At 40.1% G+C, this 25,533-nt stretch carries 17 protein-coding genes; 6 read left to right on the forward strand and 11 right to left on the reverse strand.

Annotated elements, in window-relative coordinates:
* Nucleotides 1-25 precede the first annotated feature (25 nt).
* Complete coding sequence (locus ACESQI_RS17010) at nt 26-652, reverse strand: phosphatase PAP2 family protein (RefSeq protein ID WP_007482941.1); 627 nt, start codon at nt 650-652, stop codon at nt 26-28.
* A 108-nt stretch (nt 653-760) separates the two neighbouring features.
* On the opposite strand from ACESQI_RS17010, the gene ACESQI_RS17015 reads away from it, so the two are divergent.
* The 5 genes from ACESQI_RS17015 (at nt 761) to ACESQI_RS17035 (ending at nt 5,700) form a co-directional block, all read left to right on the forward strand.
* Nucleotides 761-1,630, forward strand: coding sequence for a helix-turn-helix transcriptional regulator (locus ACESQI_RS17015; RefSeq protein WP_007482943.1), 870 nt, complete (start codon nt 761-763; stop codon nt 1,628-1,630).
* Between the two features lie 190 nt (nt 1,631-1,820).
* Nucleotides 1,821-2,513: a succinate dehydrogenase/fumarate reductase cytochrome b subunit gene (locus ACESQI_RS17020; RefSeq protein ID WP_002558382.1), complete on the forward strand. Its 693-nt coding sequence runs from the start codon at nt 1,821-1,823 to the stop codon at nt 2,511-2,513.
* Between the two features lie 38 nt (nt 2,514-2,551).
* Nucleotides 2,552-4,495, forward strand: a complete 1,944-nt coding sequence (locus ACESQI_RS17025; protein ID WP_373126589.1) for a fumarate reductase/succinate dehydrogenase flavoprotein subunit — start codon at nt 2,552-2,554, stop codon at nt 4,493-4,495.
* A gap of 42 nt (nt 4,496-4,537) precedes the next feature.
* Complete coding sequence (locus ACESQI_RS17030; RefSeq protein WP_002558384.1) at nt 4,538-4,933, forward strand: four helix bundle protein; 396 nt, start codon at nt 4,538-4,540, stop codon at nt 4,931-4,933.
* An 11-nt stretch (nt 4,934-4,944) separates the two neighbouring features.
* On the forward strand, nt 4,945-5,700 hold the full coding sequence (locus ACESQI_RS17035; RefSeq protein WP_007482948.1) for a succinate dehydrogenase/fumarate reductase iron-sulfur subunit: 756 nt from the start codon (nt 4,945-4,947) through the stop codon (nt 5,698-5,700).
* 965 nt (nt 5,701-6,665) lie between these two features.
* On the opposite strand, the gene ACESQI_RS17040 is transcribed toward ACESQI_RS17035, so the two are convergent.
* The 6 genes from ACESQI_RS17040 to ACESQI_RS17065 form a co-directional block, all read right to left on the reverse strand.
* Nucleotides 6,666-7,508: a helix-turn-helix transcriptional regulator gene (locus ACESQI_RS17040; RefSeq protein WP_007482950.1), complete on the reverse strand. Its 843-nt coding sequence runs from the start codon at nt 7,506-7,508 to the stop codon at nt 6,666-6,668.
* Between the two features lie 209 nt (nt 7,509-7,717).
* Complete coding sequence (locus ACESQI_RS17045; RefSeq protein ID WP_007482952.1) at nt 7,718-9,007, reverse strand: DUF4302 domain-containing protein; 1,290 nt, start codon at nt 9,005-9,007, stop codon at nt 7,718-7,720.
* A gap of 14 nt (nt 9,008-9,021) precedes the next feature.
* On the reverse strand, nt 9,022-9,945 hold the full coding sequence (locus tag ACESQI_RS17050) for a putative zinc-binding metallopeptidase (RefSeq protein WP_007482954.1): 924 nt from the start codon (nt 9,943-9,945) through the stop codon (nt 9,022-9,024).
* A 36-nt stretch (nt 9,946-9,981) separates the two neighbouring features.
* The gene (locus ACESQI_RS17055; protein ID WP_122201433.1) at nt 9,982-11,502 is read right to left on the reverse strand and encodes a RagB/SusD family nutrient uptake outer membrane protein; all 1,521 of its coding nucleotides are present in this window, start codon (nt 11,500-11,502) and stop codon (nt 9,982-9,984) included.
* A 21-nt stretch (nt 11,503-11,523) separates the two neighbouring features.
* On the reverse strand, nt 11,524-14,871 hold the full coding sequence (locus ACESQI_RS17060) for a SusC/RagA family TonB-linked outer membrane protein (protein ID WP_373126590.1): 3,348 nt from the start codon (nt 14,869-14,871) through the stop codon (nt 11,524-11,526).
* 84 nt (nt 14,872-14,955) lie between these two features.
* Nucleotides 14,956-18,750, reverse strand: coding sequence for a choice-of-anchor J domain-containing protein (locus tag ACESQI_RS17065; protein ID WP_373126591.1), 3,795 nt, complete (start codon nt 18,748-18,750; stop codon nt 14,956-14,958).
* Between the two features lie 325 nt (nt 18,751-19,075).
* Here ACESQI_RS17065 and ACESQI_RS17070 point away from each other — a divergent pair, with 325 nt between their 5' ends.
* Complete coding sequence (locus ACESQI_RS17070; RefSeq protein ID WP_007482962.1) at nt 19,076-20,866, forward strand: tetratricopeptide repeat protein; 1,791 nt, start codon at nt 19,076-19,078, stop codon at nt 20,864-20,866.
* 23 nt (nt 20,867-20,889) lie between these two features.
* On the opposite strand, the gene ACESQI_RS17075 is transcribed toward ACESQI_RS17070, so the two are convergent.
* The 4 genes from ACESQI_RS17075 to ACESQI_RS17090 all read right to left on the reverse strand — a co-directional run bounded on the left by ACESQI_RS17075 (nt 20,890) and on the right by ACESQI_RS17090 (nt 25,105).
* Entirely contained in the window at nt 20,890-21,906 is a 1,017-nt protein-coding gene (locus ACESQI_RS17075; protein ID WP_223381606.1) for a fimbrillin family protein, read from the reverse strand.
* On the reverse strand, nt 21,839-22,762 hold the full coding sequence (locus ACESQI_RS17080) for a fimbrillin family protein (protein WP_195449082.1): 924 nt from the start codon (nt 22,760-22,762) through the stop codon (nt 21,839-21,841). The genes ACESQI_RS17075 and ACESQI_RS17080 overlap by 68 nt, the downstream gene beginning before the upstream one ends.
* 43 nt (nt 22,763-22,805) lie before the next feature.
* Nucleotides 22,806-23,714, reverse strand: a complete 909-nt coding sequence (locus ACESQI_RS17085) for a DUF5119 domain-containing protein (protein ID WP_278511674.1) — start codon at nt 23,712-23,714, stop codon at nt 22,806-22,808.
* Nucleotides 23,715-23,857: 143 nt separating this feature from the next.
* Complete coding sequence (locus ACESQI_RS17090) at nt 23,858-25,105, reverse strand: DUF3575 domain-containing protein (protein WP_195349112.1); 1,248 nt, start codon at nt 25,103-25,105, stop codon at nt 23,858-23,860.
* Nucleotides 25,106-25,533 lie beyond the last annotated feature (428 nt).

Below are 25,533 nucleotides of genomic sequence, written 5' to 3' on the forward strand. Positions count from 1 at the left end.
CAATAAATTAGCAGCCTTTTTTTTTTTAATATACCAATCCGGGAGTTTTCTTTTTCTCACCAAACAACCACGTGTTCAACCAACGATTTACATATACATTGACCACTGCACAACCAGTACCTATCACCGCACCTGCTATTACATCCGATGGATAATGCACCCCCTCATTCATTCGCGAAAATCCTACCGAACACGCCCAAAAGGCCGAAGGAGCAATCACATACCATTTAGGATACTTGATACTCAACGATGTAGCCAATGAAAAAGCTGCCGACGTATGACTGGACGGAAAAGAAGGACTACTCTCCGTACTGTACGGATGTACCCGTCCCGGGTAACGGTCATAAGGCCGTTCACGCCCCACCAAATGTTTTATACCATAGGTTAATACTACTGCTTCAGCAACACTTGTCCCAATATATACAGCATCTTTCAATAGTTCTTTATCCTTTCCTATACCTGCATAAATAGCCATAGCCACAGGTACACCTACCGAAATATAAGGTGCCGAACGAGAAAATACCTTGCTATAATTTCGCACAAACTTCCCATCCATACTGTTTATTTTATGCAACGTGTTTATATCCCAATTTTGTGCCTGAGCGCCTATTATACAGAACATCGAAACACAGATAATCACAAATTTTCTCATCGTATTCTTACTTATTAGATTGGACAAAGATATAGCAAAAACATTGAGTATTCATAAAAAAAATAATATCTTTGTTCCCTTAACCAATAACATGTCCTTATTTAATTCATGATAAAAAACAGTTCTTGTAAAAGATTCACCAACTGTGCACAGTGTCCCAAAGCAGCTGAAAGTACACTTGTCTACCGGAGTTTTCCCAGAGGACAACACTTCCCTGCCGATAAATGTACACAGAACTGTATGATATTCATGATAAAAGGCGAACTACTCGTAAATAGCCAGGAATATCCCGGTACCAGCTTGCACTCCGGACAATTTATTCTTCAGGCCATTGGTTCTAAAATTGAAATATTAGCATTAACAGAGGTGGAATACATTGTTTATTGGTTCAACGAACTTCCACAAATATGCGAAGACCGTTATCGCGAAATTCTGAATGGCGCCGAAGCTCCGTTGACTTATACTCCTTTAATGATGAATTCCCGCCTTAACGACCTTATAACCAGCCTTAGTGAATACCTGACGGAAGGTATCTCCTGTGGTCCTTTTATTGATTTGAAGTGCCAGGAACTCGTATTCCTTCTCACTTGTTATTATCCCCAGCCACAACTCGCCAGTTTCTTCTATCCTATCAGTACCTATACTGAAAGTTTCCAATATTTCGTTATGCAAAACTATGGGAAAGTCAAAAATGTAGAAGAGTTTGCCCATCTGGGTGGATATACTGTCACAACTTTTCGCCGCCTTTTCAGAAACCTGTATGGTGTACCGGTATACGAATGGATACTCGATAAAAAACGTGAAGGGATTCTTGACGATCTGCAACACACCAAAGAACGAATCACCGACATCAGCACTCGTTATGGCTTCGATTCTTTATCACATTTTGCTCACTTCTGTAAAGCCTCTTTTGGTGATTCTCCCCGTGCTCTTCGATCACGTGCCGCCCAAGGCGAGAAGATCAGCAAGAAAGAATAGTTGACATATCGGTTAATTTCACCATAACAACACAAGCTAACCAGTACATTGACACGTGGATACATTAAAGAATTATTTCTTTAATTCTTTGGTTAATCAATGTATTTCCTGTACTTTTGCACGAAGAGACGTAGACACGTAAAATAAAAATCATAGTTCTAACAATTAAATAATTTAAAATCAATCATTTATGTGGTTAAGTAATTCATCTGTAGGAAGGAAAGTGGTGATGAGCGTTACAGGTATCGCCCTTGTCCTGTTTCTAACGTTTCACATGGCGATGAACCTTGTTGCGATCATCTCGGCTGAGGGTTACAACATGGTTTGTGAGTTCCTGGGAGCAAACTGGTACGCGTTAGTGGCGACTTTAGGACTGGCTGCCCTCTTCGTGATTCACATTATCTATGCTTTCTGGCTGACAATGCAGAATCGTGCAGCACGCGGTAATGAACGTTATGCCGTAGTAGACAAACCCAAAACTGTAGAATGGGCTTCACAAAACATGCTTGTGTTGGGCCTTATCGTAATCCTTGGATTGGGTCTTCATCTGTTTAACTTCTGGGCTAAGATGCAGCTCCCCGAATTGATGCACAACATGGGGTCAGTAGTAGACACTACTTATGCTGCTGACGGTGTTTATCACATTATCAACACCTTCTCTAATCCTGTATACGTAGTGCTTTACCTCATTTGGCTTGCTGCTCTCTGGTTCCACCTTACTCACGGATTCTGGAGTTCTATGCAGTCACTGGGCTGGAACAACAAAGTATGGATCAATCGCTGGAAATGTATCTCCAACATTTATTCAACTATCGTTGTCATCTGCTTTGCCCTGGTAGTAGTCGTATTCTTCGTTAAATCGTTGGCATGCGGCGCTTGCTAAATTTTATAATTGTAACTGATTAAATCGTAAATAGCATTATGACTCAAATAGATTCTAAAATTCCTGAAGGCCAGTTAGCCGAAAAATGGAGTAACTATAAAGCTCACCAAAAACTTGTAAATCCTGCCAACAAACGTCGTCTTGACATTATCGTTGTAGGTACCGGACTTGCCGGCGCATCTGCAGCCGCTTCTCTGGGTGAAATGGGATTCAGAGTATTCAACTTCTGTATCCAGGATTCTCCCCGTCGTGCTCACTCTATTGCTGCACAGGGTGGTATCAATGCAGCTAAGAACTATCAAAATGACGGTGACTCCGTATACCGTCTTTTCTACGATACAATCAAAGGTGGTGACTATCGTGCACGCGAAGCCAACGTTTATCGTCTGGCAGAAGTGTCTAATGCCATCATTGACCAGTGTGTAGCCCAAGGCGTTCCTTTCGCCCGCGATTACGGTGGCACACTTGACAACCGTTCATTCGGTGGTGCACAGGTATCGCGTACATTCTATGCCCGCGGTCAGACCGGACAGCAGTTGTTGTTAGGTGCTTATTCAGCATTGAGCCGTCAGGTACAAAAAGGTACTGTCAAGTTGTTTACTCGTTATGAAATGCTTGACCTCGTTATCATCGACGGACGTGCACGTGGTATCATTGCCCGCAACCTCGTAACCGGTGAAATCGAACGCTTCGCAGCTCATGCCGTAGTAATCGGTACTGGTGGTTACGGAAATGCTTTCTTCCTTTCTACCAACGCTATGGGTTCCAACGGCTCTGTAGCTATCCAATGTTACAAGAAAGGCGCTTATTTTGCTAACCCATGTTTCGCACAGATTCACCCGACTTGTATCCCCGTACACGGTGACAAGCAGTCTAAACTGACGCTGATGTCTGAGTCTCTCCGTAACGACGGACGTATCTGGGTTCCGAAGAAAATCGAAGATGCCAAAGCATTGCAAGCCGGAACAAAGAAACCAACTGATATTCCCGACGAAGACCGTGACTTCTACCTGGAACGCCGTTACCCTGCATTTGGTAATCTCGTACCTCGTGACGTAGCATCACGTGCCGCCAAAGAACGTTGTGATGCCGGTTTCGGTGTAAACAATACTGGTCTGGCTGTATATCTTGATTTCAAATATGCTATCGACCGTCTGGGTGAAGATGTGGTTCGCGCCCGTTATGGTAACCTCTTCGACATGTACGAAGAAATCACCGACGAGAATCCATACAAAACTCCGATGATGATATTCCCCGCTATTCACTACACAATGGGTGGTATTTGGGTTGATTATGAATTGATGACCTCTATCCCGGGTCTGTTCGCTATCGGCGAAGCTAACTTCTCTGATCACGGAGCCAACCGTCTGGGAGCATCTGCTTTGATGCAGGGTCTGGCCGACGGATACTTCGTACTGCCCTACACAATCCAGAATTACCTGGCCGATCAGATTCAGGTTCCACGTTTCTCTACAGATCTGCCTGAGTTTGCAGCAGCAGAGAAAGCTATCAAGGAGAAGATCCAAAAGATCAAAGCCGTTAACGGTAAACACTCCGTTGACTCTATCCACAAAAAACTGGGTCACATTATGTGGGATTTTGTAGGTATGGCTCGTACCAAAGAATCACTGCAAAAAGCATTGAATGGTATCCAGGAAGTGAAGAAAGACTTTTGGACAAATGTACGTATCCCGGGTGATGTAAACGAACTGAACGTAGAACTTGAAAAAGCACTTCGTCTGATTGACTTTATCGAAGTAGGTATGTTAATGGCCCGTGACGCTTTGAACCGTGAAGAATCTTGCGGTGGCCACTTCCGTACAGAATACCAGACTCCGGAAGGCGAAGCACTGCGTGACGATAAGAACTTCTCTTACGTATCCTGCTGGAAATACACCGGTGAAGATTCAGAACCGGAATTGATCAAAGAAGATTTGAACTATCAGTTTGTGAAAGTTCAGACTCGTAACTACAAGTCATAAAATTTAGTCTTTAAGTTGATTAGTTTTTAAGTTATTTAGAAGATGGGAAATCATAAAGAGTTGGTAGTCTGGCAAAAAAGCATAACACTGGTTAAGCTTGTATATCAGCAAACCGGTTCTTTTCCCTCCGACGAAAGATTTGGGTTAACTAATCAAATGCGCAGATGTTCAGTATCTATACCATCAAATATTGCAGAAGGATTCGGCAGAGGAAGTGATAAAGAATTAACCCAATTCTTACGAATTTCATTAGGATCCTCATCCGAACTGGATACTCAATTGATCCTATCAAAAGAGCTACATTATATGGATGAAAAAAGATACAACGAGCTATCGGCTTTAAATGAAGAAGTAGCCAAAATGCTTTCATCACTTATTTACCGCAGAGTAAATGGTTTAGATAGCAACTTAAAAACTAATAAACTAACAAACTTATAAACTTAAGTACAATGGATAAAAATATATCATTCACGCTAAAAGTATGGCGTCAGAAAAGCCCTAAAGCTAAAGGTGCTTTTGAAACATACCAAATGAAAGATATCCCGGGTGACACATCGTTCCTCGAAATGTTGGATATTCTGAACGAACAAATTATTAACGACGGTGGCGAACCAATCGTATTCGACCATGACTGCCGCGAAGGTATCTGTGGTATGTGCTCTCTGTACATCAACGGACACCCACACGGACCTGCAACAGGTGCTACTACCTGCCAGATGTACATGCGTCGTTTCAAAGACGGTGACACAATCACTGTTGAACCATGGCGTTCTGCCGGTTTCCCGGTCATTCGCGACTTAATGGTAGACCGTTCCGCTTATGACAAGATCATGCAGGCCGGTGGTTACGTAAGCATAAACACAGGTGCTCCTCAGGATGCCAACGCTATCCTTATCTCTAAGGACATCGCTGACGAAGCTATGGATGCTGCTGCATGTATCGGTTGTGGTGCTTGTGTAGCTGCTTGTAAGAATGGTTCGGCTATGTTGTTCGTTTCAGCAAAGGTTAGCCAGTTGAATCTGCTTCCACAAGGTAAGGTAGAGGCTTCACGCCGTGCTAAGGCTATGTTGTCTAAGATGGATGAACTCGGATTCGGTAACTGTACAAACACTCGTGCTTGTGAGGCTGAATGTCCGAAAAACATCTCTATCAGTAACATTGCTCGTCTGAATCGTGATTTCATCCTTGCAAAACTGAAAGACTAAATACTTAGTATTTGATTAATAGCAGAAGAATCCCTCACCAATAATAGGTGGGGGATTTTTATTTCTTAATCCGAAAAGATTGATGATCTAAAAGAATTTGAACTGAGAATAGAAGTAATATACTTTCGTTATTACATAATAGAAGAATTTCTGCAAAATACAATCACAAAGAAACGCCTCTTTCTACAAAGAAATAGAAAACGAAAAAACATTTCATTTCACCTATTAGAGGCTGTTTCAGACAAAAACTTAACCAATTTTCTTAGGAATTAAGAAAATAAATAGAATATCACAAGCTTAATAATTATTAATACATTATATTTGCAAAAAGAAAAGAAGATGTATCACGTATTCAATGCATAAACAGCTAAATTACAGTGCATCTTTTTAGTTGCGCGAACAAATATTTGTGCCAGACTGAAACCGACCAATTTTCATCTCAAACTTCGGCACAGAGAAAGTCCCGCAACCTTTATTGCATATATATGTTATATTTGTGCTTTTTATGCGCAAATAGATTTTTTCGTATATATACAAATAAAGGGAGCGTGGGCTGACTCATTATTCGAAGGAAGGTTCTTGGTCGGACCGCAGTCTAGAATAATGTTTCGGTCACACGCTCTCGTTTTACAAAACAAGCGCCTTCCGAAATATTTGCATCCATTGTTATTATAGAGAGTATTAAAAAGAATTAATGTACACAAGAAGAGGAACAGTGAACAGTTACAAGAAAACAAAATACAGGCATGAAAGCTATTAATATAAAGCCCATTGCCACAAAAAATAACTCTGATTTAATAGTTAATAGAATTTTATCATCCCTTATGTAAGAGAGGATGCCGGCAGCTGATAAATCTTTATGAAAAGCACACGAGCGTGTGTGCAAACTGTCAGGCATCTATTTAGGCAGGGCGTCGCTGTGAAGCGATGCCCTTTTTGGGTATATTCCCTATAAGGAAATGCTATCATTCTTGTCCGGAACGTATGCTACGGGGAGATGCACCAAAGTTCTTCTTGCAAAAATTGGAAAAATGAGGTAGAGACTCAAAACCATATTGGTAACATATTTCAGATATAGTAGCCTGCGTATAACGAAGATCATAGATGATTCCCTCTTTACGACGCTTCATCATCCACTCATAGACGGGTTCATGAAATACAGAATTAAAAATACGTCGGAAAGTGGTTACAGTATATCCTCCTAACTGAGCGAAGTCTTCCACTGTTTTTACTTTAGCATGGTTTTCGAGAACAAAATATTGAAAACTGGTAGTATACTTAGACAACGGATGTACCAATGTAGATAACTCATAATCGGAATAATAAGAACTAAGAATAAAGGCCAGTTCTTTTCGCTTTAATGACAATAGCTCACGACAAATTTTTTCTTTAGACAAATAAGTAGCAGACCCCTCAAGAAAATGCAGCAACTCGGGTACGATCTTTAATGGGGAGAAAATCAGAGGCGGAGTTACCTTATGCATGACATGGTTATATCGTTCTTCACAAAATAGTTCAGGTTTATTAAAACTATAACACACACATTCGGCATCTGCCATGACAAGTATTTCCAGTTTTGAACCAATGGCCTGAAGAATAAACTCACCAGCATGTATCATCGTACCGGCGTACTCCTGACTATTAACAAGTATTTCACCTTTGAGTAAAAAAATGATGAGATTCTCCTCACACTTCTGAGCAGGCTTATGAAACCCTCTCGGATGAGAAGCATGAATAATAGCATTGTTCACTGCCTTAGGACATTCCAAACAGTTCATCGTTACTCCACAAGTGGGGGTACCGGACATAGTAGTATATATTATTTGTTTATGTTTCCCGCAAATGTACAAGAATATTTTAATAGACAAAGCATCCTACAAGAAAAATCCCCAAGGAAAGCAGTAAAAGTTTCACTTGAGGATTTTATTAATCATTATATGCTATCGGATACAGGTCGGTTTGTCTATTTTGAATCTCTTTCCGATATCCTTTCACATACTTGTGACCGGAATAATAGCTAATGTGCTTCTTGTTTCGTTGAAATAATAAACCAATGATTGGGATTAGACACCTTCGTGAATTTTATTTCCTGAGGATAAATATTATTATCAGCCTCAATAATGAACTCATTTTCACTCTCTTTAGTTAAGAAACTTATTATCGGTTCATATGATTTATAATAATACTGCGCGCTCATGGCATAACCCTTCCAAAGAATACGAATTCGATCATCAGTCCCTTCTACTACTTCATATTGAGTAGTATACACGCTTCCTATGTTCTCCTTACAAACAGCCAGAATAGCCTGAAGACTTGTTTCCGGCTCAAATGGATTGGTATATAAACCAAGATAGAAGTCATTAAAGGTAGTTGCAAAGTCATTATTCATGATATAAACCATACTATTCCACAACTGACGGAAGCGGGTACTACTACGCTTATTTGCAAAATACCATGTATCCGTTGTCTGATTAAAAATACGATTGATAGGCAAAGTGCCTATCTCAATTGTATTTTTATCATCTTTGAAAACAAGTTTTCTCTCTGCATCATCCCATTTGAGACTTTCTATGGTTGTACCTCCAATAGTTACAGGATTGGCACACTTCGCTCCATCCGCTGTGAGAATAAATGACATCAGCTTCGTTTCAACCTTGTCATTTACCGTATAAGACAGATTAAAACAGCGCGCAGATGAACTTTTGGCTAACATGCTTATCGACTCTCCATTGAGTAACATGTCCAGATACTTGGTATCCACCAACGATGCCATTTTATCTATGCCCGACAAATATTCGCTCCAGGAAATGTCCGACGACAGTTTACGCATCTCTATCCTTTGATTTGTTTTCTTACCTTTAAGTATGATCTGGCTGGAGTTATGCTCCATGATATAAAATTCATAATCACCTCCGAATCCGACTCCATCTGATTGCGGATCAGAGAATTTATGGAATATCTTATTATATGTGTCAAATGCCAATAATATCCCGTTTTCGTGTTTTAACGTATACATGCCGGATTCTTTCCGGGTATTATCTCCACTTACTGCTTTCTCTGCTGAAAACGTGGCCATGCCGTCCTCGTCAAACGACACAATCAACTGATATCCTCCATATAAAGAGGTATCCGGAAAATATTCCATTATCCATCCATTTTCTGCTCCCTGGAGATCTTTACGGCATGCTTCTTCCTCCTCCGTAAGGCGTTCATTTGAATTTCCACTATAGATCTCCTTTTCCTCTCCTGTACATGCAACTAAAAAGAGAAAAGGTATACTAATCAAAATAAATAATATCTTTTTCATATTCGGTATGATTTTCAAAGTGAATCAATTTCTGTAGAACGTTTTGCAATCACTGTTCTCAATTTATCTATATCGATATTCCAGGCACTTTTCAACCATTCACGAGCTATTTTCAGTTTAGAGAGAATAATTGTTTTTCCATTGCCGGTACCGGTTGCTTGTTTGTCCGGCAATTCTTCTTTGGCCTCTTCATCTGTGAACGTGGCTTGCCGAAGAATCTCGTTCCAATCTGCATCCGTACGGGTTAAAAAATTGGCAATAACTTCTACAAAGTCCTCCCGAGCCTCACTACTGGCATAATTGCTCACAAAGCCCATACGGTGAGCCTGTTCGTTTGTACGGTTCATCCAGCCCGTAGGAGAATAATTATCGACAGATATTTCATTAAACTCGATCGGATAATTTTTTGTCTGATGCAGAATGTGTGCAAACTCGTGGTGCATAGTTCGGAAGTAGTATAGATTTAATAGCTCGATATTGGTTTTATCAAGAGAATTAATTTTATAGAGGGTAACTTTTATTCCTTTATCGGCAGTACCCAGCACTTCTGTCTTAGAATCCGGATTAACGGCCGACGATCCAATCAAATTGATGATACGCGGACCATATTGTTTCATAAATATTTCTCCGCATACCTCGTCATAAGCCCCCAACCAAAGATGTTTGATGAGTTTAGCCATTTCTTTGGATTTCTCCAGTTCTGCAGGAACCAGATTGTAACTCATATCGCTTTCAATGTCTTCAAACCGGTACTTCAAGTCAATATTGTATGGCTTTATATAGTTATCCAACAACCAGCTATCAAATTCATTCCGTTCGACCTTTATCTTACCGAATGTGCTTTCATCCAAATCATCTTCTCCACAAGAAGTAAAAGTAGATATACTGATGAAAAACAAGAATGAATATAGAATTATATATTTAAAACTTCGCATCATATTTTTATTTCTTTTTATCATGTATTATAGCTGTTTTTATCTGGGATTTGGAGTTAGTCCCGCGCCAATCACATCTGTTGGTATCTGAATCGCTCTTCTCGGATCATCTACAGTTAATATATCATCACTACTACCACTTATATTGTGAGTAACTTCAATACCATAACGTTTGATGTCAAACCAGCGTAGACCTTCATGAATGGTTTCTATCCGACGCAAATGGAGGATACAATTCACAAAATTGAGTTGTTCACCATTTTCAATAGTGAACTTCGGATGTAGTTCCTTCTTTGTTTTTTCTGTAGCTTGGCTACCATAATATTGATTGACAGCCGAACGTGAAACCGTTACTCCGGAGGCATGTGTATCAAACCAAGCCTGTATATCAGCTACAGCCTGAGTATATTCTTTCTGATAGATGTAAGCTTCAGCACGACAGAGCAATAACTCATCCGTCGTAAAAGCCGTAGTTACAATATGCGCTTGTCCGATACCCGCTACCTTATCAGTATATTCAAAGAATTCAATCTGCTTGGGAAATACCAATCCGTATTCTTGCGTACCGAACAGTTTGTCGAAATATTTAAGCGAGCGCTCATTTCCCCAGATACCTGCACTAAGTAAGGTTTCCAGCATTTTTGCAATAGGATGCCCATAACGTCGATACGTCTTATAAACCCCTGTCATACGAGCATAAGCCGATACAGCCGTTTGCAAAAGCAGGTTACTGTTCTCTTCTGCCTTAATATATTGATTCCCTATTTCAAAGTAAGATGAAAGCGAAGGATATGGAGAGTAATCCCGTAGCATATTTGCCGGAGAACTCCCCAATACCTTACTTGCATATTCTATTACTTTATCATACTTTCTGTAATAAAGATAAAAACGGGCGGCAAAAGCATTGGCAGCTTTGGTGTTGAAATGATATTTTGGAATAGAATAAAGTTCATCGTTAATGAGTCCTATACCTTCTTCAATATCTTGCGCAATATCCTCATAAACTAATTTCACCGTCCCGCGGTCATAATTCTTGCTAACAATTGTCTCTCTTTCTTTTACGTAAGGTATTCCTAAATCTTTATCACTTGTTTGTTCATTATAAGCCTGACAGAAAATGTTAACCAGCATGAAATGACTGTATGCCCGACAAAGAAGGGCTTCTCCACGCTGCGCATTCAGTTCATCAGGATTATCCGACAAATCAATTGCCTCCAACGCCTGGTTGGCAACAGCAATCGCTCCGTAATATCCTTCCCATAAATGCGTCGGAGAATCTGCAATTTTCTGTGTAGAAGGTTGCCACCTGTAATACTCTTCCACTACTTGGTTCAAAGTACCATAGTTTATTCCATTGTCTTTAATATTATCCGACGAGGCTTCTCCTAACATACAGATAGCAACAGTAGGATAAGCCGATACCAATAAATCGGTAATATTATCTTCCGAATTCAGATTAGCCCTGTTGTCGGGTAATTTATCAAGATAGCTTTCGCATGAAGTACTTATCCATACAAAGGTTAATCCGATAAATACATTGATGATATGTTTTAATTTCATATTCTATTTTTAATCTTGTTTTTATAATCCTAACCTGATAGTAAATGTGAATTGCCTGGGAACAGGAGTAGATACACCACCGGAACGGAAAAATTCAGGATCTTGCCCATTTAGCTTTGAATCGGCATATAGCAGAAAGAGATTGGTTGCCTGTATTTTGAACTGTAATTTGTTCAACCGGAAAAAGCTCAAAACCTTGGCCGGGAGATCATAGGACAAAGAAATTTCCTTTAACCGGATAAAACCGCCGTCAGCAATGCGTACATCTGAATAGTTGTAAGCATTATAAGCCATATTTAAATAAGCATACTGCTGGTTCATGCGGTAACTTACAATAGTAGGTATATGGGTGGTATTTTCATCACCGGCTTTCATCCAACGATTCTTAAACTCTTTAGGCATGGCATCAAGATCAGAATAGGCACTGCTGAAAACCGGATCCAAACGAATTACATTTCCAAAAGAATAGGTAAGAAATACATTCAGTTTAAAGTTTTTATAAGTAAGGATATTACCAAAACTTCCGGTAATACTAGGATCAGTAGGACCTTCATATTTTAAGAAACCCAACTTCTCATACTCTTGAAAATTCAGAGTGGAAATTGTTCTTTGACCATCCTGATTGATAAAAGTAGGAAGACCGTCTTCTGTCAATCCGGCAAAAGGTATAGAGAAAAGTGCCCTTACAGGATAACCTTCCCGTCCGAATCCATTTCCTGAGATCAGATCAAGTACGTTCGCATGTGATTTCAGATCCGTTATCTCATTCTTTGTCTTGGAGAAAATAAAATCGGTATTCCAACTGAAATCTTTCTTCTTTATATTCTGAGTGGAGAGAGTCAGTTCTATACCGGACGATCTCATGGAAGCTATATTGGCATATTTGGCAATTGTTCCACCGGCTCCCTGGGTATTGATTACTCCAATCAAGTCAAAATTATTACGCCGGTAATAATCTGCCGCAAGATTGATACGATTATGAAGGAAGCCTAAATCGACACCTACGTTGAATTCGTGTTTCTTTTCATAGGTCAGTTCACTGTTCTCAAGTTCCGTAATGCGCATTCCCGACTCTGTGACACTGGCTGAAGGACGCCAAGGCGAATAACTGTTAAGGATCGTTTGCGAATTAGTCACGAAAGCAGGACCACGGTCGGCTGTCAAACTATAAGACGCTTTAAGTGTTGCATGCGACAGAACCGGATGTGAGAAATTAGAATAGAATTTTTCTTCGTGTACGTTCCACGCACCGGCAATATTCCATGTCGGTAACCAACGTGCCGAACGTGATTTACCTAAACGATTGGTACCTTCGTAACGTCCGGTTCCGGTTAATGTGTATTTACCTTTATAAGAGTAGGTACCCATAACGAAGAAAGCTACACTGCGAGTATTGGCAGCCTCATTAGTATAATAATTGGTATTTTCTTCTTTACCCTGTTTGAAAACATTGTAATCATAGAAAGGCGTACCGACTTTATCATACTGATAACCCCAACCCCGGAACCAGCTCCGGGTACGGTCAATAGAACTGTTTTCAAAACCACCGAAAAAGTTCAGAATATGTGTGTTATTAATACTCGTATTGTAAGTAGCCGTTGCACGGATATCGATTCCCCTCATACTATAATCAGTACGAGTGTAGATACCACCTTCCGGGAGAATAGTAATGGGCAAAGAGTTTATCAGATCGGGATCAGTGTACAATAACGGATTACTATCTCGGATAGTGGCATCTCCCATAGCACGATATGATTCCGCCTGATTGGAATGGTCTTTGATATTATGTTCCTGTCCGGTAGTAGAATACTTAATAGCAGCCAATCCGCTTAATTCCAATCCCTTGACAGGTCTCCATTTGAGTTCTCCCTGAAATTTAAGATCTGCTACATTCAAATCGATATAGTTATTATCCAATTCATGCAGTATATTGAAATCGGCATAGTTACGGGTGTAGTACACCTCTTTGCCATTTTCATCTGTACATTGCAAAGTACGTGAGGTGTTCAGCGCATAGCTGTACGGGTTTATATCAAAGTCGCGTTTTACTTGTCCGTTTACCACATCCAGTTGTTGGCTTAATGTACCGGGGGCAACTTGCTTACGATACGAACCACTTCCTAAAATCAGAGCACTCAATTTGTCTGAAAGATTAAAAGAGGCATTCATATTGGCTGTATACCGGTTTACAGAACTGGCTTTCGTCCAACTGGGATCATTGTAAAGGCTTAATGAAGCATACATACGCGCTTTCTCCGACCCCGTTGAGATACTGACGGAATGTGTTTGGACAATATTCTGATTGAAAAGAATATTAAACCAATCTGTATTCCGCATTTCAGCTTTTTCCAGATATGCATAACGCGCTTCGAGTGTATTGTCCAGCAGATAAGAATCCGTATTGGGATCATATGTATTTATCATCTGATACATCTTACCGTAAACGCCGCTATTAGCAGCACGTGCTGTCTCTGAAAACAGTAGCCAGCCTTTATCTTCCATCTCTTTGTATACATCCATTTGTTCCTGAGAATTCATGATATTGAACTCTGAATAGTGTGGAACCATACGATACGTGAGTTCTCCGGTGTAATTAATACTGCTAAGACCTGCCTGTCCGCGTTTGGTTGTGATAACCACTACACCGGCCATTGCTCTGGCACCATATATGGAAGTTGCCGAGCCGTCTTTAAGAATTTGGAAACTCTCTATGTCGTCTGCACTCAGACCCGATATGGCCGAACTGATTAATGTCACTGCATCTCCCGATGAAAGGTCGTCAGTGCTGACATCAACCGCATCCTCCATGATTACTCCGTCTACTACCCACAATGGTTTGGAATTACCATATATGGAAGTTGCACCACGTACCCGAATTTTGGGAGCCGTACCAAAAGTTCCTGAAACATTCTGTACAGATACCCCTGCCGAGCGTCCTTCCAACGAACGGCTTATATCCGGCATACCGTCTATACGGGCTTTGGATGCATCCACCTTATCGGCAGCTCCGGTAAACAAACGTTTATCTACTTTTGACATACCGGTTACTACTACTCCTTCAAGCATTTGAGCGTCCGATTCCATTGCAATTCTCAGATTGGGCTTTGCTTTCACTTCTTGAGGCTTTAACCCGACGTAGGTAATGTGAAGTTTGGCAGACAACGATATTCCTTTCAACAGGAATTTCCCGTCAATATCTGTGATAGTGCCTTGTTGGGTACCCTTTACCTGTACATTAGCTCCTATGACAGGCTCACCATCTTCTGCATAGACGACAATTCCACTCACATCAGTGTTTTGTGCCTGTATCCATTCTGTACATGCCAAAAACATACATAAATAAAACAGCAACAATGATTTTTTACTCATATAATAACTTTTTCTTTAGTGGAAATTTAAAAAAGGGATGTATTTGATGTAAACACATCCCTTTTTGTAGAAACATAACATTAGTTATTTAACCAGAAATTTACTGGTCTTCGTAGCCAACCTGGAAGTTAGAGAGAGAATATATATACCTTTTTCATAGGAATCCAGTTCTATTTTACTTGTATTCCCGGTGTTGAGTATTAATTGCCCGTTTCCGTTATAGATACGAATAATTTGGTAGTCTCCAATCAGACAAAGAGTACGGCCACTTATGTAATATCCGTTGTCCTCTGTCTCTACGTTTTGTACACCTACGTTCGGATCGTTTCCTGTCTTCTCAATCTTTGTAGAGTAGAGGTTGAAAGCTTGTGTACTAACGGGAGATTCAACCATATAACCGAAATAATAAAGCCCATCGGCCGGAACAGTTATACTACCGCTTGCTGTGGCCCTGTCACCGGAATTGTCATCACCGCTTGCTACTAATGTGGTGAAAGCATCCGGCATGTCTTTATCAGCCATATAAAGTCTTACATACTGTTCCGTGCTTTCAGGAGCAGTTGATTTAATGATAATACTATAATCAAAAGTAGCTTTGACAATGTCACCTTTCTTCAGGCTTATTACCGGAGCAACATAAGCACCCGGACATGGTTTATATGTCAAACCAGTATGAGCATCATCTCTGGTGACCTGGGTTTTCATAAATGTTTCATTATTTACCTTTGCAACTGTCCATTGTTCAAAATGGCTCACTGAAGGATAATAATGATACCATTCACTTTCCTTGTTGGCAAAATCTGCAATATACGGCTCTGTTTCTATGCTTAATCCGGTAGTAACAGGATTTTTGATTGTGAAGTAATCCATAAAGAGAGAGCTGCTTAATGTAGCAGTTGATGTACATTTCACCCCGATATAGTAATGCCCATTGGCAGGAATAGTGATTTGCTTCACTACTTTTTGATATTCTCTTCCCTGGACTAATGCCTTTTCGGCTTTGTATATGGACATTGTCATAGCTTCTGTTGTAGGAGCTTCACCTAAAAATACTTCAAAATCTTGTCCGTTCTTTTCAGGAGTAGATGTTCCGCTAATGTTTAAGTAAGTACGATAGAAGAACCCGAAGTCATACATTCCGGCAGGAATTTCGATACAGCCGGAGAATACCCAGTCGCCATCACCGGATGCAGTACCGGCATGGCGGATTCCTCCTGTTCCGGAATAGGCCGAATTGGCTGCTGTAAAGTTGTTGCCTGTTGCCCAACCACCATTGAATATCCATTGAGAACGTTCCAAGTCTGTTTCCAAATCCCCAAGATAAGGAATGGTTGCCGCCTCATAATGGATTACACTGTTTGAGGAGAACATTTTGTTGTTAAAGGCATCACAATCAGATGTTTCCTTTACTTCTCCCAAGAAGAAGTAAGTACCCGGAGTCGAAATATCGGCTTTTTTCTGGAAAGTATATTCTATCGTAGCTCCCGGTTCTATGGTTCCTGTGTAGGTTTCGGAAACTGTCTGAACAGCTTTATCCGCCTCGCTTCCGTCTTTATAGACAAAAAAACTTAAAGGAACATTCGATATTGCTTTGGCACCATGATTCATAAACGACACAATGATGTCAGCATTTGTCAGATAGAACCCGTCTTTCGCAGAAGAACCAACCGCGTTGATGGCCATATCGTTGTCTTGATCCAAGCGTACATCATCCAGGATAATATCACGTCCGCTACCATCGTTATAAAATGCCAGATAATAATTACCAGCTTCCTCTATATCGAGCAACACATATCCTTGCTTATAGTATTTAACATTATCAATAGGAAGTGTAGCCAAAGGTGTTCCTTCCTTGAAGTCGCTATAAGAATCGGTCTTACCTAAGTATACTTTCAGATTGGAAACACCGCTGGCATATAATGTAGCATAATAGAAAGAGAGGCGTACTTTACCTTTAGGCATCGTGACGGCTGGTGAAATCAACCAATCGTTATGAGTGATTCCACTGAAAGAGTTGATATATGCTGCATACTGTCCTTCTTTGGCAAAAGTAGCTCCTCCGCTGGTAACCTGTGTTACCTCCCAATACACATTATCCTTTTCGGGATTGTAACAGATCCAGTTTTTCCAATTTTCTTCCGGTTCAAAACCCATTTTGTACGGGAATCCTGCTGCTTCATACACTTGTACTGTGGCAGCTGTTTCGTCATTACCCTTGTCACCGTCTTCTGCCAGTGCACTCCATACTTTTAGTTCATTAGCTCCCAGTTGACTAAAGTCAGCTTTCGTTTCAAAGGTATAATCTATTTTCTGACCTACGGATAGTGCCGCAATCACGCCGTCTATTACCACCCCATCATTCAACCGGTAATGAACAGGAATATTTTGCAAATCATCTTTACCGATGTTCATAAACGTAGCCGTAACGGTAACCGAATTGTTTTTCATCATGGCATTGGCATAAGGAGAAACGATTTTCTGCGCAACTACATCATTATAGGGATCACAGATTTCTATATTGCGCATCAATAGTTGTGAACCGGCAACGCTTGCTGTGAGTCCAAGAGAATATTTACCCAGTTCATTTACATCAATCGTAAAACCTCCTTTTGCCCATTCATACGGCGAAGCCAGCAGTCGCGCTGATGTACCTGTCGGTTCATACTTACTGTAATCGAAATTACCAAGAGAAGCAGTTACCGTGAAACTTTCCCCACACTGGTATTCAAAATTGATACGTACCTTTCCTTGGGGTAACGTAATACAATTACTTGCCAAAATAGCAGATTGCCCCATGTATGGAGAGTATAACCAGCAGTTTTGTACATTTTCCTCATCAGCCCCAAGCCATTTCCAATAAGCGTTCCGTCTACCTTCGGTTGCTGAACTGCGGAGATTTTCCTGTGCATTTTCTATTGTCATCTTATATGGATACTCCATAGAGGTAGTAATAACAACAGTAGCAGACAATGTATCATTAAATAGATTGGCATCGTTAGAAGCTTCTACCCACGTTTTAATAGTATAAACACTGTCTATATTTTGACGTGGCTCTGTAAATTTTATCTTTTCTGTGAATGAGCATTGCTTTTCTTCACCACTGCTCAATGCTTCATTTATATTTTGTATGACAATCGGATTCTTATCAACTTGATAGCATAGTTTATAAGCAGGTGAAGCTGCTCCCGTATTTTTTACCGTCACCTTCAATGCTTGTTCCAGCCTGCAGCCATTCTCGATTCCATCAATAGAAGAGAGAGCTACATCAGGAGATGGAGTTTGAGTCATCTTAATATTATCCAGATAAAGCTTGTTGGCTAAGAAACTACCTGTCGCATTCAGAGCATGTCCGAAATCCCAAAATGCAATATATACTTTCTGGCCTGCATATTTACTCATATCAATCGTATAATTGCCCCATGGCAAAACTCCTTTAGGAATAATGCTGAAAACGGTCTCTTTGAAACTGACCGAATCATTACCGGCGGTGGAGACCAGTACCTTTAGTTCGTAGGGGTTAACGTCTTTAAGGCCGTTATACGCACCGTTGGCTCCCAACATGAAACTCAAGTATTCATTGTTTCCTACTGTGATTTGCGGTGTAATTAGCCAATTGCTTGTCCATAATGCAGAGAGACCTGCACCTGAACTTGTAGACTGAGCAGCTTTTCCACCTTTATAACCGGTCACAAAGGTATTAATGTCCTTGTTATTCACCTGTTCCCATTTAGGGTAGCTGAGCAGGGAATATTCAATACAACGTGTTTCCCAACCTTTCGGTGGAAATTGATCACCCTCAAAATCCTCGTTCAACGATTGTGCGTACGTCGTGGCGACAACAATCAAAAGGAGATGCACAAATAGTAATACTTTTTTCATTTGAATTGTATTTGGAGATTAATAATTGTTATTTGACACACAGGAGCGCCATCTAACTTTCACGATAACAAAAAAGAAGATTTTTGATTTATTATCATAATATAATTCCCTGCATTGACTACTTTACTATTTCAAATCAAAAATAATGTACTACTGCATACTCTATTATTTAATTGATAAACAGACTCTTGCATTTCCTTTGTAAAACCTTCTTTTTTTGCTTTTTGTGAGAAAAAGCAACTATAACTTTAAAAAGAGCACGTCAAAATTGGTTAATATATAGCATATTATTATCTTTGTAATGGATATAAAATCAATTAGCATAATGCATAAGATTCTTATAATCGCTTTATCCATACTATGTATCGTTGAAAAGGTTTTTTCACAATCACCTATTCCTGCTAAAGGAATTGAGAATATATTAAACCAATCGAGAGAGTATGTTTCACAGCCTTATTTCACCGATACGATACTGGTAAAAAGAATCGATTCTTTAATGCATAGTACATACTCGGGAGAGGAAACTTTTAAAACGGTATTTCAGGTAGGATTGTCATTGTGCAATATAAACCGCAAAGAAGAAGCTGTAAAGTATCTGAGCTATTGTTTATCGGTGATAAAAGACGTATTTCCTGAGATACCCCGTAATTCACTTCCTACTTACATCCATATTATGAATCAGACAGGACTTTCTTATAATTATATGAGATTGACCGATCTGGCAATGAACTACTACACGAAAGCATTGGACATCGCCCAAAAAAATAACCTGAATGAAGAGGAGGCAATACTTTGTAATAATATTGCTTCTATATTTCAGACTCAAAAGAAATATGACGAATCGGATTCTTTATTCAAAAGAGCTATTATTATCAACGAAGAACTAAAAGTTCCTCAAAGACTGTTTGTTAATTACAATAACCTCTCTGTGAACTATGCCCATAAAAAAGATTATAATAAAGCACTTGAATATGCTTTCTTAGCTGTACATCAGCTGGATGCTGCCAGAGATTCCGATATGATCATACTGATGCAACGAAACATTGGCTCTATCTATTTGAAACAGAAAGAGCCCCGGATGGCATTGCAGTTGTTGAAGCAGGTAGAGGATTATCAGTTGAAGCATCATCAGGAATACTATTTGACAGGAACTTATCTGATAATGACCAATGTATATAATTTATTGGAACAAAAAGAGATGGTTGGTAGCTATTTGAAGAAAGCGCTCGCCCTGTCTGATGAATATAATAATGTATATGATAAAAAGGTATTGCTTGCCGAACTTTCTAAGTATTATGCAAATATAGGACAACATCGAACGGCTTTTGAAATGTTAAAACAGTCTATGGCATTAAAAGACTCCCTATATAACTCGGAAGAGGAAGAAAGAACGAGAAACTTATCGGGTGCTTATGATGAGGAACGCATGCTACAGGAAAAGTTGATTCGGATAGAGAACAACCACGCAGTTGTGATGCAGAAGGTATATATAATGGTGTTTTCCGGAGTAATACTTTTGGTTGTTATAGCCGTATGTACGATTTATTGGCTCAAAAAGCAGAAGAAAAAGACGAGAAGAGCATTGTGTGATTACGCCCGGCAGAAACGCGATCAGATGGAACGGCAAGAGGGAAAAATAATCTCTTTGCTGAATAACCTGGAACAGCTGAAGTTAGAATTGGAACAAAATGAACGCAAACAGATGTCCTACTCATTACAAGACACTAAGAACAAAGAGTTCATCGCACAACTAACCGATCGCCTGAAGCAATTGTTATTGGACATGAATCCTAAAGAAACACAAGTAAAAAAACAGATACGTGATATTATTTCGCAACTAAACCAGATTGACAGTAACAATATATTGCAAGATTTCCGGGATTCATTTGAAAGTATTCATCATCATTTCTATGAGAACTTAAACGAAGAATATCCTACTATTACAATGAAAGAAATGCGCTTGTGTGCCTTGCTACGATTAGGCTTGTCTACAAAGGAAATTGCCGATATTACTTTCAAAGAGGTACGAAGTGTAGAGTCTGCACGCAACCGCCTACGTAAAAAACTGCAAATCTCCCAAACGGAAGACTTGCAGAAGTTTTTGATGAATTTTTAAGCTATACACTTATTGGAATCTGACTATTCTACGGTAGCACCACCTTCACCTTTTATCCAGTTGGTGACTGTGGCACTGGAAGAAATTTCTTTCCGCATGAAAGTCAATGTAATATCATAAGATATGCCTGCCCGAAATTCATTACCAGTGGTTGAAGTTACTTTAGATACATTCAACTCTCCATGATTAGTGACAACTGTAAGGCTTAATTCAGCATCACCTGTAATTGGAGCAATCATTACAGACCCTCCTGCCCTTACCGCCTTATCCTTAGGGATGGGTACTCCATTCCCGGCAGTTGCATTTAAAGCATAAAGATTCTGAGTTTCGCTTACTGTTAATGTTCTACTCTTCAAATCGAATCCTACAGGTAGTTGAATACCGTTCAATTGAATCACACGGACATCATCCATATCATCTTCGGGTATGCTTTCGCCTTTTTGTATATAAAAAGTAAGCTGCGTAAGTGCATGGCTGAATGCCAGCGAAGGAGCAGCACTACTTTTGGTACCGAAAATTTCGTTAGAAACCAGTACATCTGTACTTCCGTCTGCCTCAATCTTACCAAAGGTATAAAGCTGTCCGGTTACTTTTCCAATGGGAGAGAATGCCTTCATAAAGGTTTTACCACCATCGGCAAGGTAATACTGTTCGTTTTTGAGAACAACAGCGGAACCTTTTGTCGGAGAAGCAATGATAGATTCCTTGGTATCGGTAGACCAGGAAGGAGAGGCATCGCTATAGGTGGTAGCATCTGAAGTAGTTTCCCAACCTAAAATAGTTGCAGAAAAGGGGGCGTTCTCACCAATTGCTGCACGTGACTGGGTTATCGTTCTTTGCACTTCTGCGCTAAGATGAATTTCTTTAGGGTAGGAATGAGACATAGCACTATCAGTCTCTGTATCTATGATTGTACAGCTTGCTAATAGTGCTATGATGGATATTAAGAAGGGGGTCTTAATCATTCGATAATTATCCAACAGTACCAGAACCAGAACCGGTAGCCCATTCAGTAACAGAAGCACTAGTAGAAATCTCATCTCTAAATGTAAGAGTTACAGTATATGCAACGCCTTTACCATCAGCATGTTCCGCTACTGAAGATAGAGTTACCTCAACACTGGAATATGTTTTCTTATTTGTTACCACCTTAATATTAAATTTTCCACTAATAGGTTTTACCATTACAGCAGTACTAGCTGTTTCTTCAGTAGTAGTAATAGCATCGGTGAAAATAATAGGTACCTCCACCTCTTGTGCTGTCCCAAAAAGAACTTCATTAGTACCAAGATTTATCTTTTCCGGAACACTCATACCCAATAAATGAATAGAGGTCAATTTTACATCATTTGCTAATCCAACTCCGGCCTTTACTTTAAAAATCAATTTCGTTAATGGATGGGCAAAGGTCAAAGCACCAGCAGGTGTCGTTTTATCACCATATACGGCAGCAGTAGTCATCAAAATATCGACTGAACCATCTTTTTTATCTAAAGCATAAGTAGAAGTTTGAGCTTCTTGAGTAGCAGTTGCTCCATCTACATAGAAAGCTTTCATATAAGTTTTATAGCCATCTTCTGTACTATAGTACTTTCCTGGTACAGTTATAGAAGGTGTATTACCAGAAGTGTTTATATCACTGGACGTTGCATTCCATGAGGGTTCTGTTGCGAATTCAGTCATTTCAGTATTACTTTCCCAGCCTAATACAATAGCTTTAAATTTGTTACCATCTTCTATAGCAGCCCGCGTTACCCCAGTTGTTGTTTCCACTCCTGCGCTCAATTGAATCGCTACCGGTTCCCCATTATCAACTACATCAATGCCCTCTACTTCTGTGTTTGAACAACTTGCCATCATTCCCAATGCCAATGCTGAAAAGATAAATGTCTTCATACTTTTTGTCTTTAAAAGTTTATATTATTGTTTTATTTGTTTCTTATATCACACTACCATTTCCTGTTTCTATCACCCAGCTAACTACTGTAGCAGTCATACCTATTTTCAATAAGTTGAATGTCACCTCTGCAGGTGCTTCGGTTTGTACTTCTTTTATAACCTGAGTGATATCTGTCGTTATTGTTTCTTTTTCTTCATTCTCATATGTAAAACTCATTTCCAAGATAGTCTTTCCTTCTACACCAGCTCTTGTAGTACTGATTTCATGCAGGAGAGGCAATAACATTTTTCCTTCAAAACAGACTCTGTCTTCCTTGTATACCGGTATCAAATCATGGTAGTACTCGGAAGTAGAGTAAGCAGCAGTTTCCATAGTGAACAACTTCAACGAATTGATCATCCCGATAAGATGTGCCTCAGCCTGTTTCACTTTCTTACTTGTTGGCATCTCAAAACAGGCTTTCAATACCAAAGGATGAGGTGAGAGCACTACTAACGGCCCGTTCGTCTCGGTGACATTAAATTCTGCCACAGAAGAAAACATCATTTCCGGATGCATTACATCACCATTCACTCCCGGCTCTAATAACTCTATCGCTGCATCTTCCGCCACATCCATATTACTGAACTTCACATTGGGATCTGCTTTGTCCATACTAAGCAATAGCAGTTTATATTTACCAGGCAACAAATCATTGATATAAACATCATCGCCAACTTCTCTTGAAAAAGGTTTCAAAGAACGACTTTCCGGATAAAACACCAACCATTCTCCTTCCGGCTTACTATATTTCCCCCAATTGACTTTGACATGAACCGTACCATCGGGTACTCTCTCAACGTCATCCTCAATAGGACGAAAAGAACAAGATGAAAGCAACAGGATTATTCCTTCACACAGTACAAAACACAGCACTTTCCATGAAGAAGATTTTCTTACTTTTTCCATCTTCTGTTTCTTTTGATGCAACAAATATAGAAGATGAAAATAAACTAAAACAATACTTAGATAACTATTTTAGGGCACTGGAAGGGTTCGTGAAACGATTGGAAGTTTTTTGCAAGTTTGGGGGTTCTCTATTCGCGAGACTTCTATCGTTTTACACTAATAAGCCACACTAAAGAACATTTTACTTTTGTAGGTCCGATGTAAACAATACGGCGCGTGTCTTTCCAAGTTAGTTCTCCCTGGTCCGAAAGGTAGGTGTGAAAGTCAGTAGTCAGACAGCCTACCCCCAAGCTGAACTCCAACGAAAAATGGCGGCCTATGCGCCGGGTATATCCATAACTAAGACCACCGGCAGCATAATACTTTCCCCGATAACCTGTTGTTTCGCCAAACTGAAAGTCATAATTACCGCCTTCGGCGTACAATCCGAAGAAATGGCCGATCAAGGGATCACGCGTGCGACGATTGCCTAACCAACAACGTCCTTCAATGCCACCGGATACTAACTGATAGCAGAAATTACGCTCATTATTCAACCACCAAGGGCATTTGTATTCGGCATTCACTGACCAACGACGTCCCAAGGGTATCTCCAACTCAAGATTCGGGGCTAAAGCAATGTCATAAAGCAGATTGTTTTTGAATGCGAGAATCGTCTTTCGCCGCTTCGGAGTAATTAAAACCGGTCCGGCGTCCTCCGGTTCTATAGATTCTGTCAGAAGAGCCGGAGACTGTTGTCCGACAGTCGATGCAAAGCCGGATACAGGTTCTACCCCGTTCAACGGAGCTACCAAATCGGCATAATTCCAGCTCACCTGTATCTCCGTCCGGTGTAAGCGAGGTAAAAGCGATTCCTGAATATACGTATAGGGTTTCTGGCCGTTAAGATATTGCAAAAGCTTTTCACACTTTGCCGGATCATAATGATGATAATCTATCAGACGCAACACATCTTCCTGATCAGGAACTCCCGGATCGGACGCTATCAAAGTACGCCAATCCATCCAATCTGTCTCTTTACGACAGAGTACAAACTTAGTATGCAGACGGGGATAACGTTCGTTTATATAATCTCTCACTGCCTCGGCACGCCGTGCAGCCAACCAGGCATTGAATTTCAGACTGCCTTCCGGCACTATCAATGAAGTTATTATCAAAGAATCGGGATGTGCCGTTTCCAAAGAATCGGCCAAAAGAGCATCAAGGGTAGCAATCGTTTCACTATTATCCAGATAATCCGGATCTATCTCATCTTGATTGAAAGAGAAATAAATATAACTACTTCTTACCGTATCCTTCTTTACAATAGGACGAGTGCCCTGAGCATAGTTTGCCCCGGGTATCATAAGAAGTAATCCTAAAATAGATATGATGCAGATACGGCTTTTCATAACAACACATTAAACAGGTAGCAAATATAGAAAAGAGATTCCAGAATAAAGCAGAATCAATACTAAATCTGAGAAAGAATGTCTCATACAGTGAAATGATTGACAGATATTTGCAACTCCGGAGTACTTCCCACACGAGGAGATATGACAGGCGATGCTGATTATTGCAATGCAGGTCAGCACTCATTTTCACAGCAGGCAGAGGGATGGCAGCAACAATCGTCGTCCATTCTACGAAAATCCGCATAAGCCCGTGTTTCATCTGATGATAACAGCATTTGTCATTACTGCCTCTGCCTTCCCCGGTATGGATAAAACCTTATCTCGTAGAGTAACGTATGGTTCTCCGGTACAGGGCCGACGCATTAAATAAATTACTATTGCATATGTACTTTTCTTATTGTTATTTAATTGAATATTAATTGTTT

The sequence above is a fragment of the Bacteroides sp. HPS0048 genome, assembly GCF_964240755.1.
Classification (GTDB): domain Bacteria; phylum Bacteroidota; class Bacteroidia; order Bacteroidales; family Bacteroidaceae; genus Bacteroides; species Bacteroides nordii.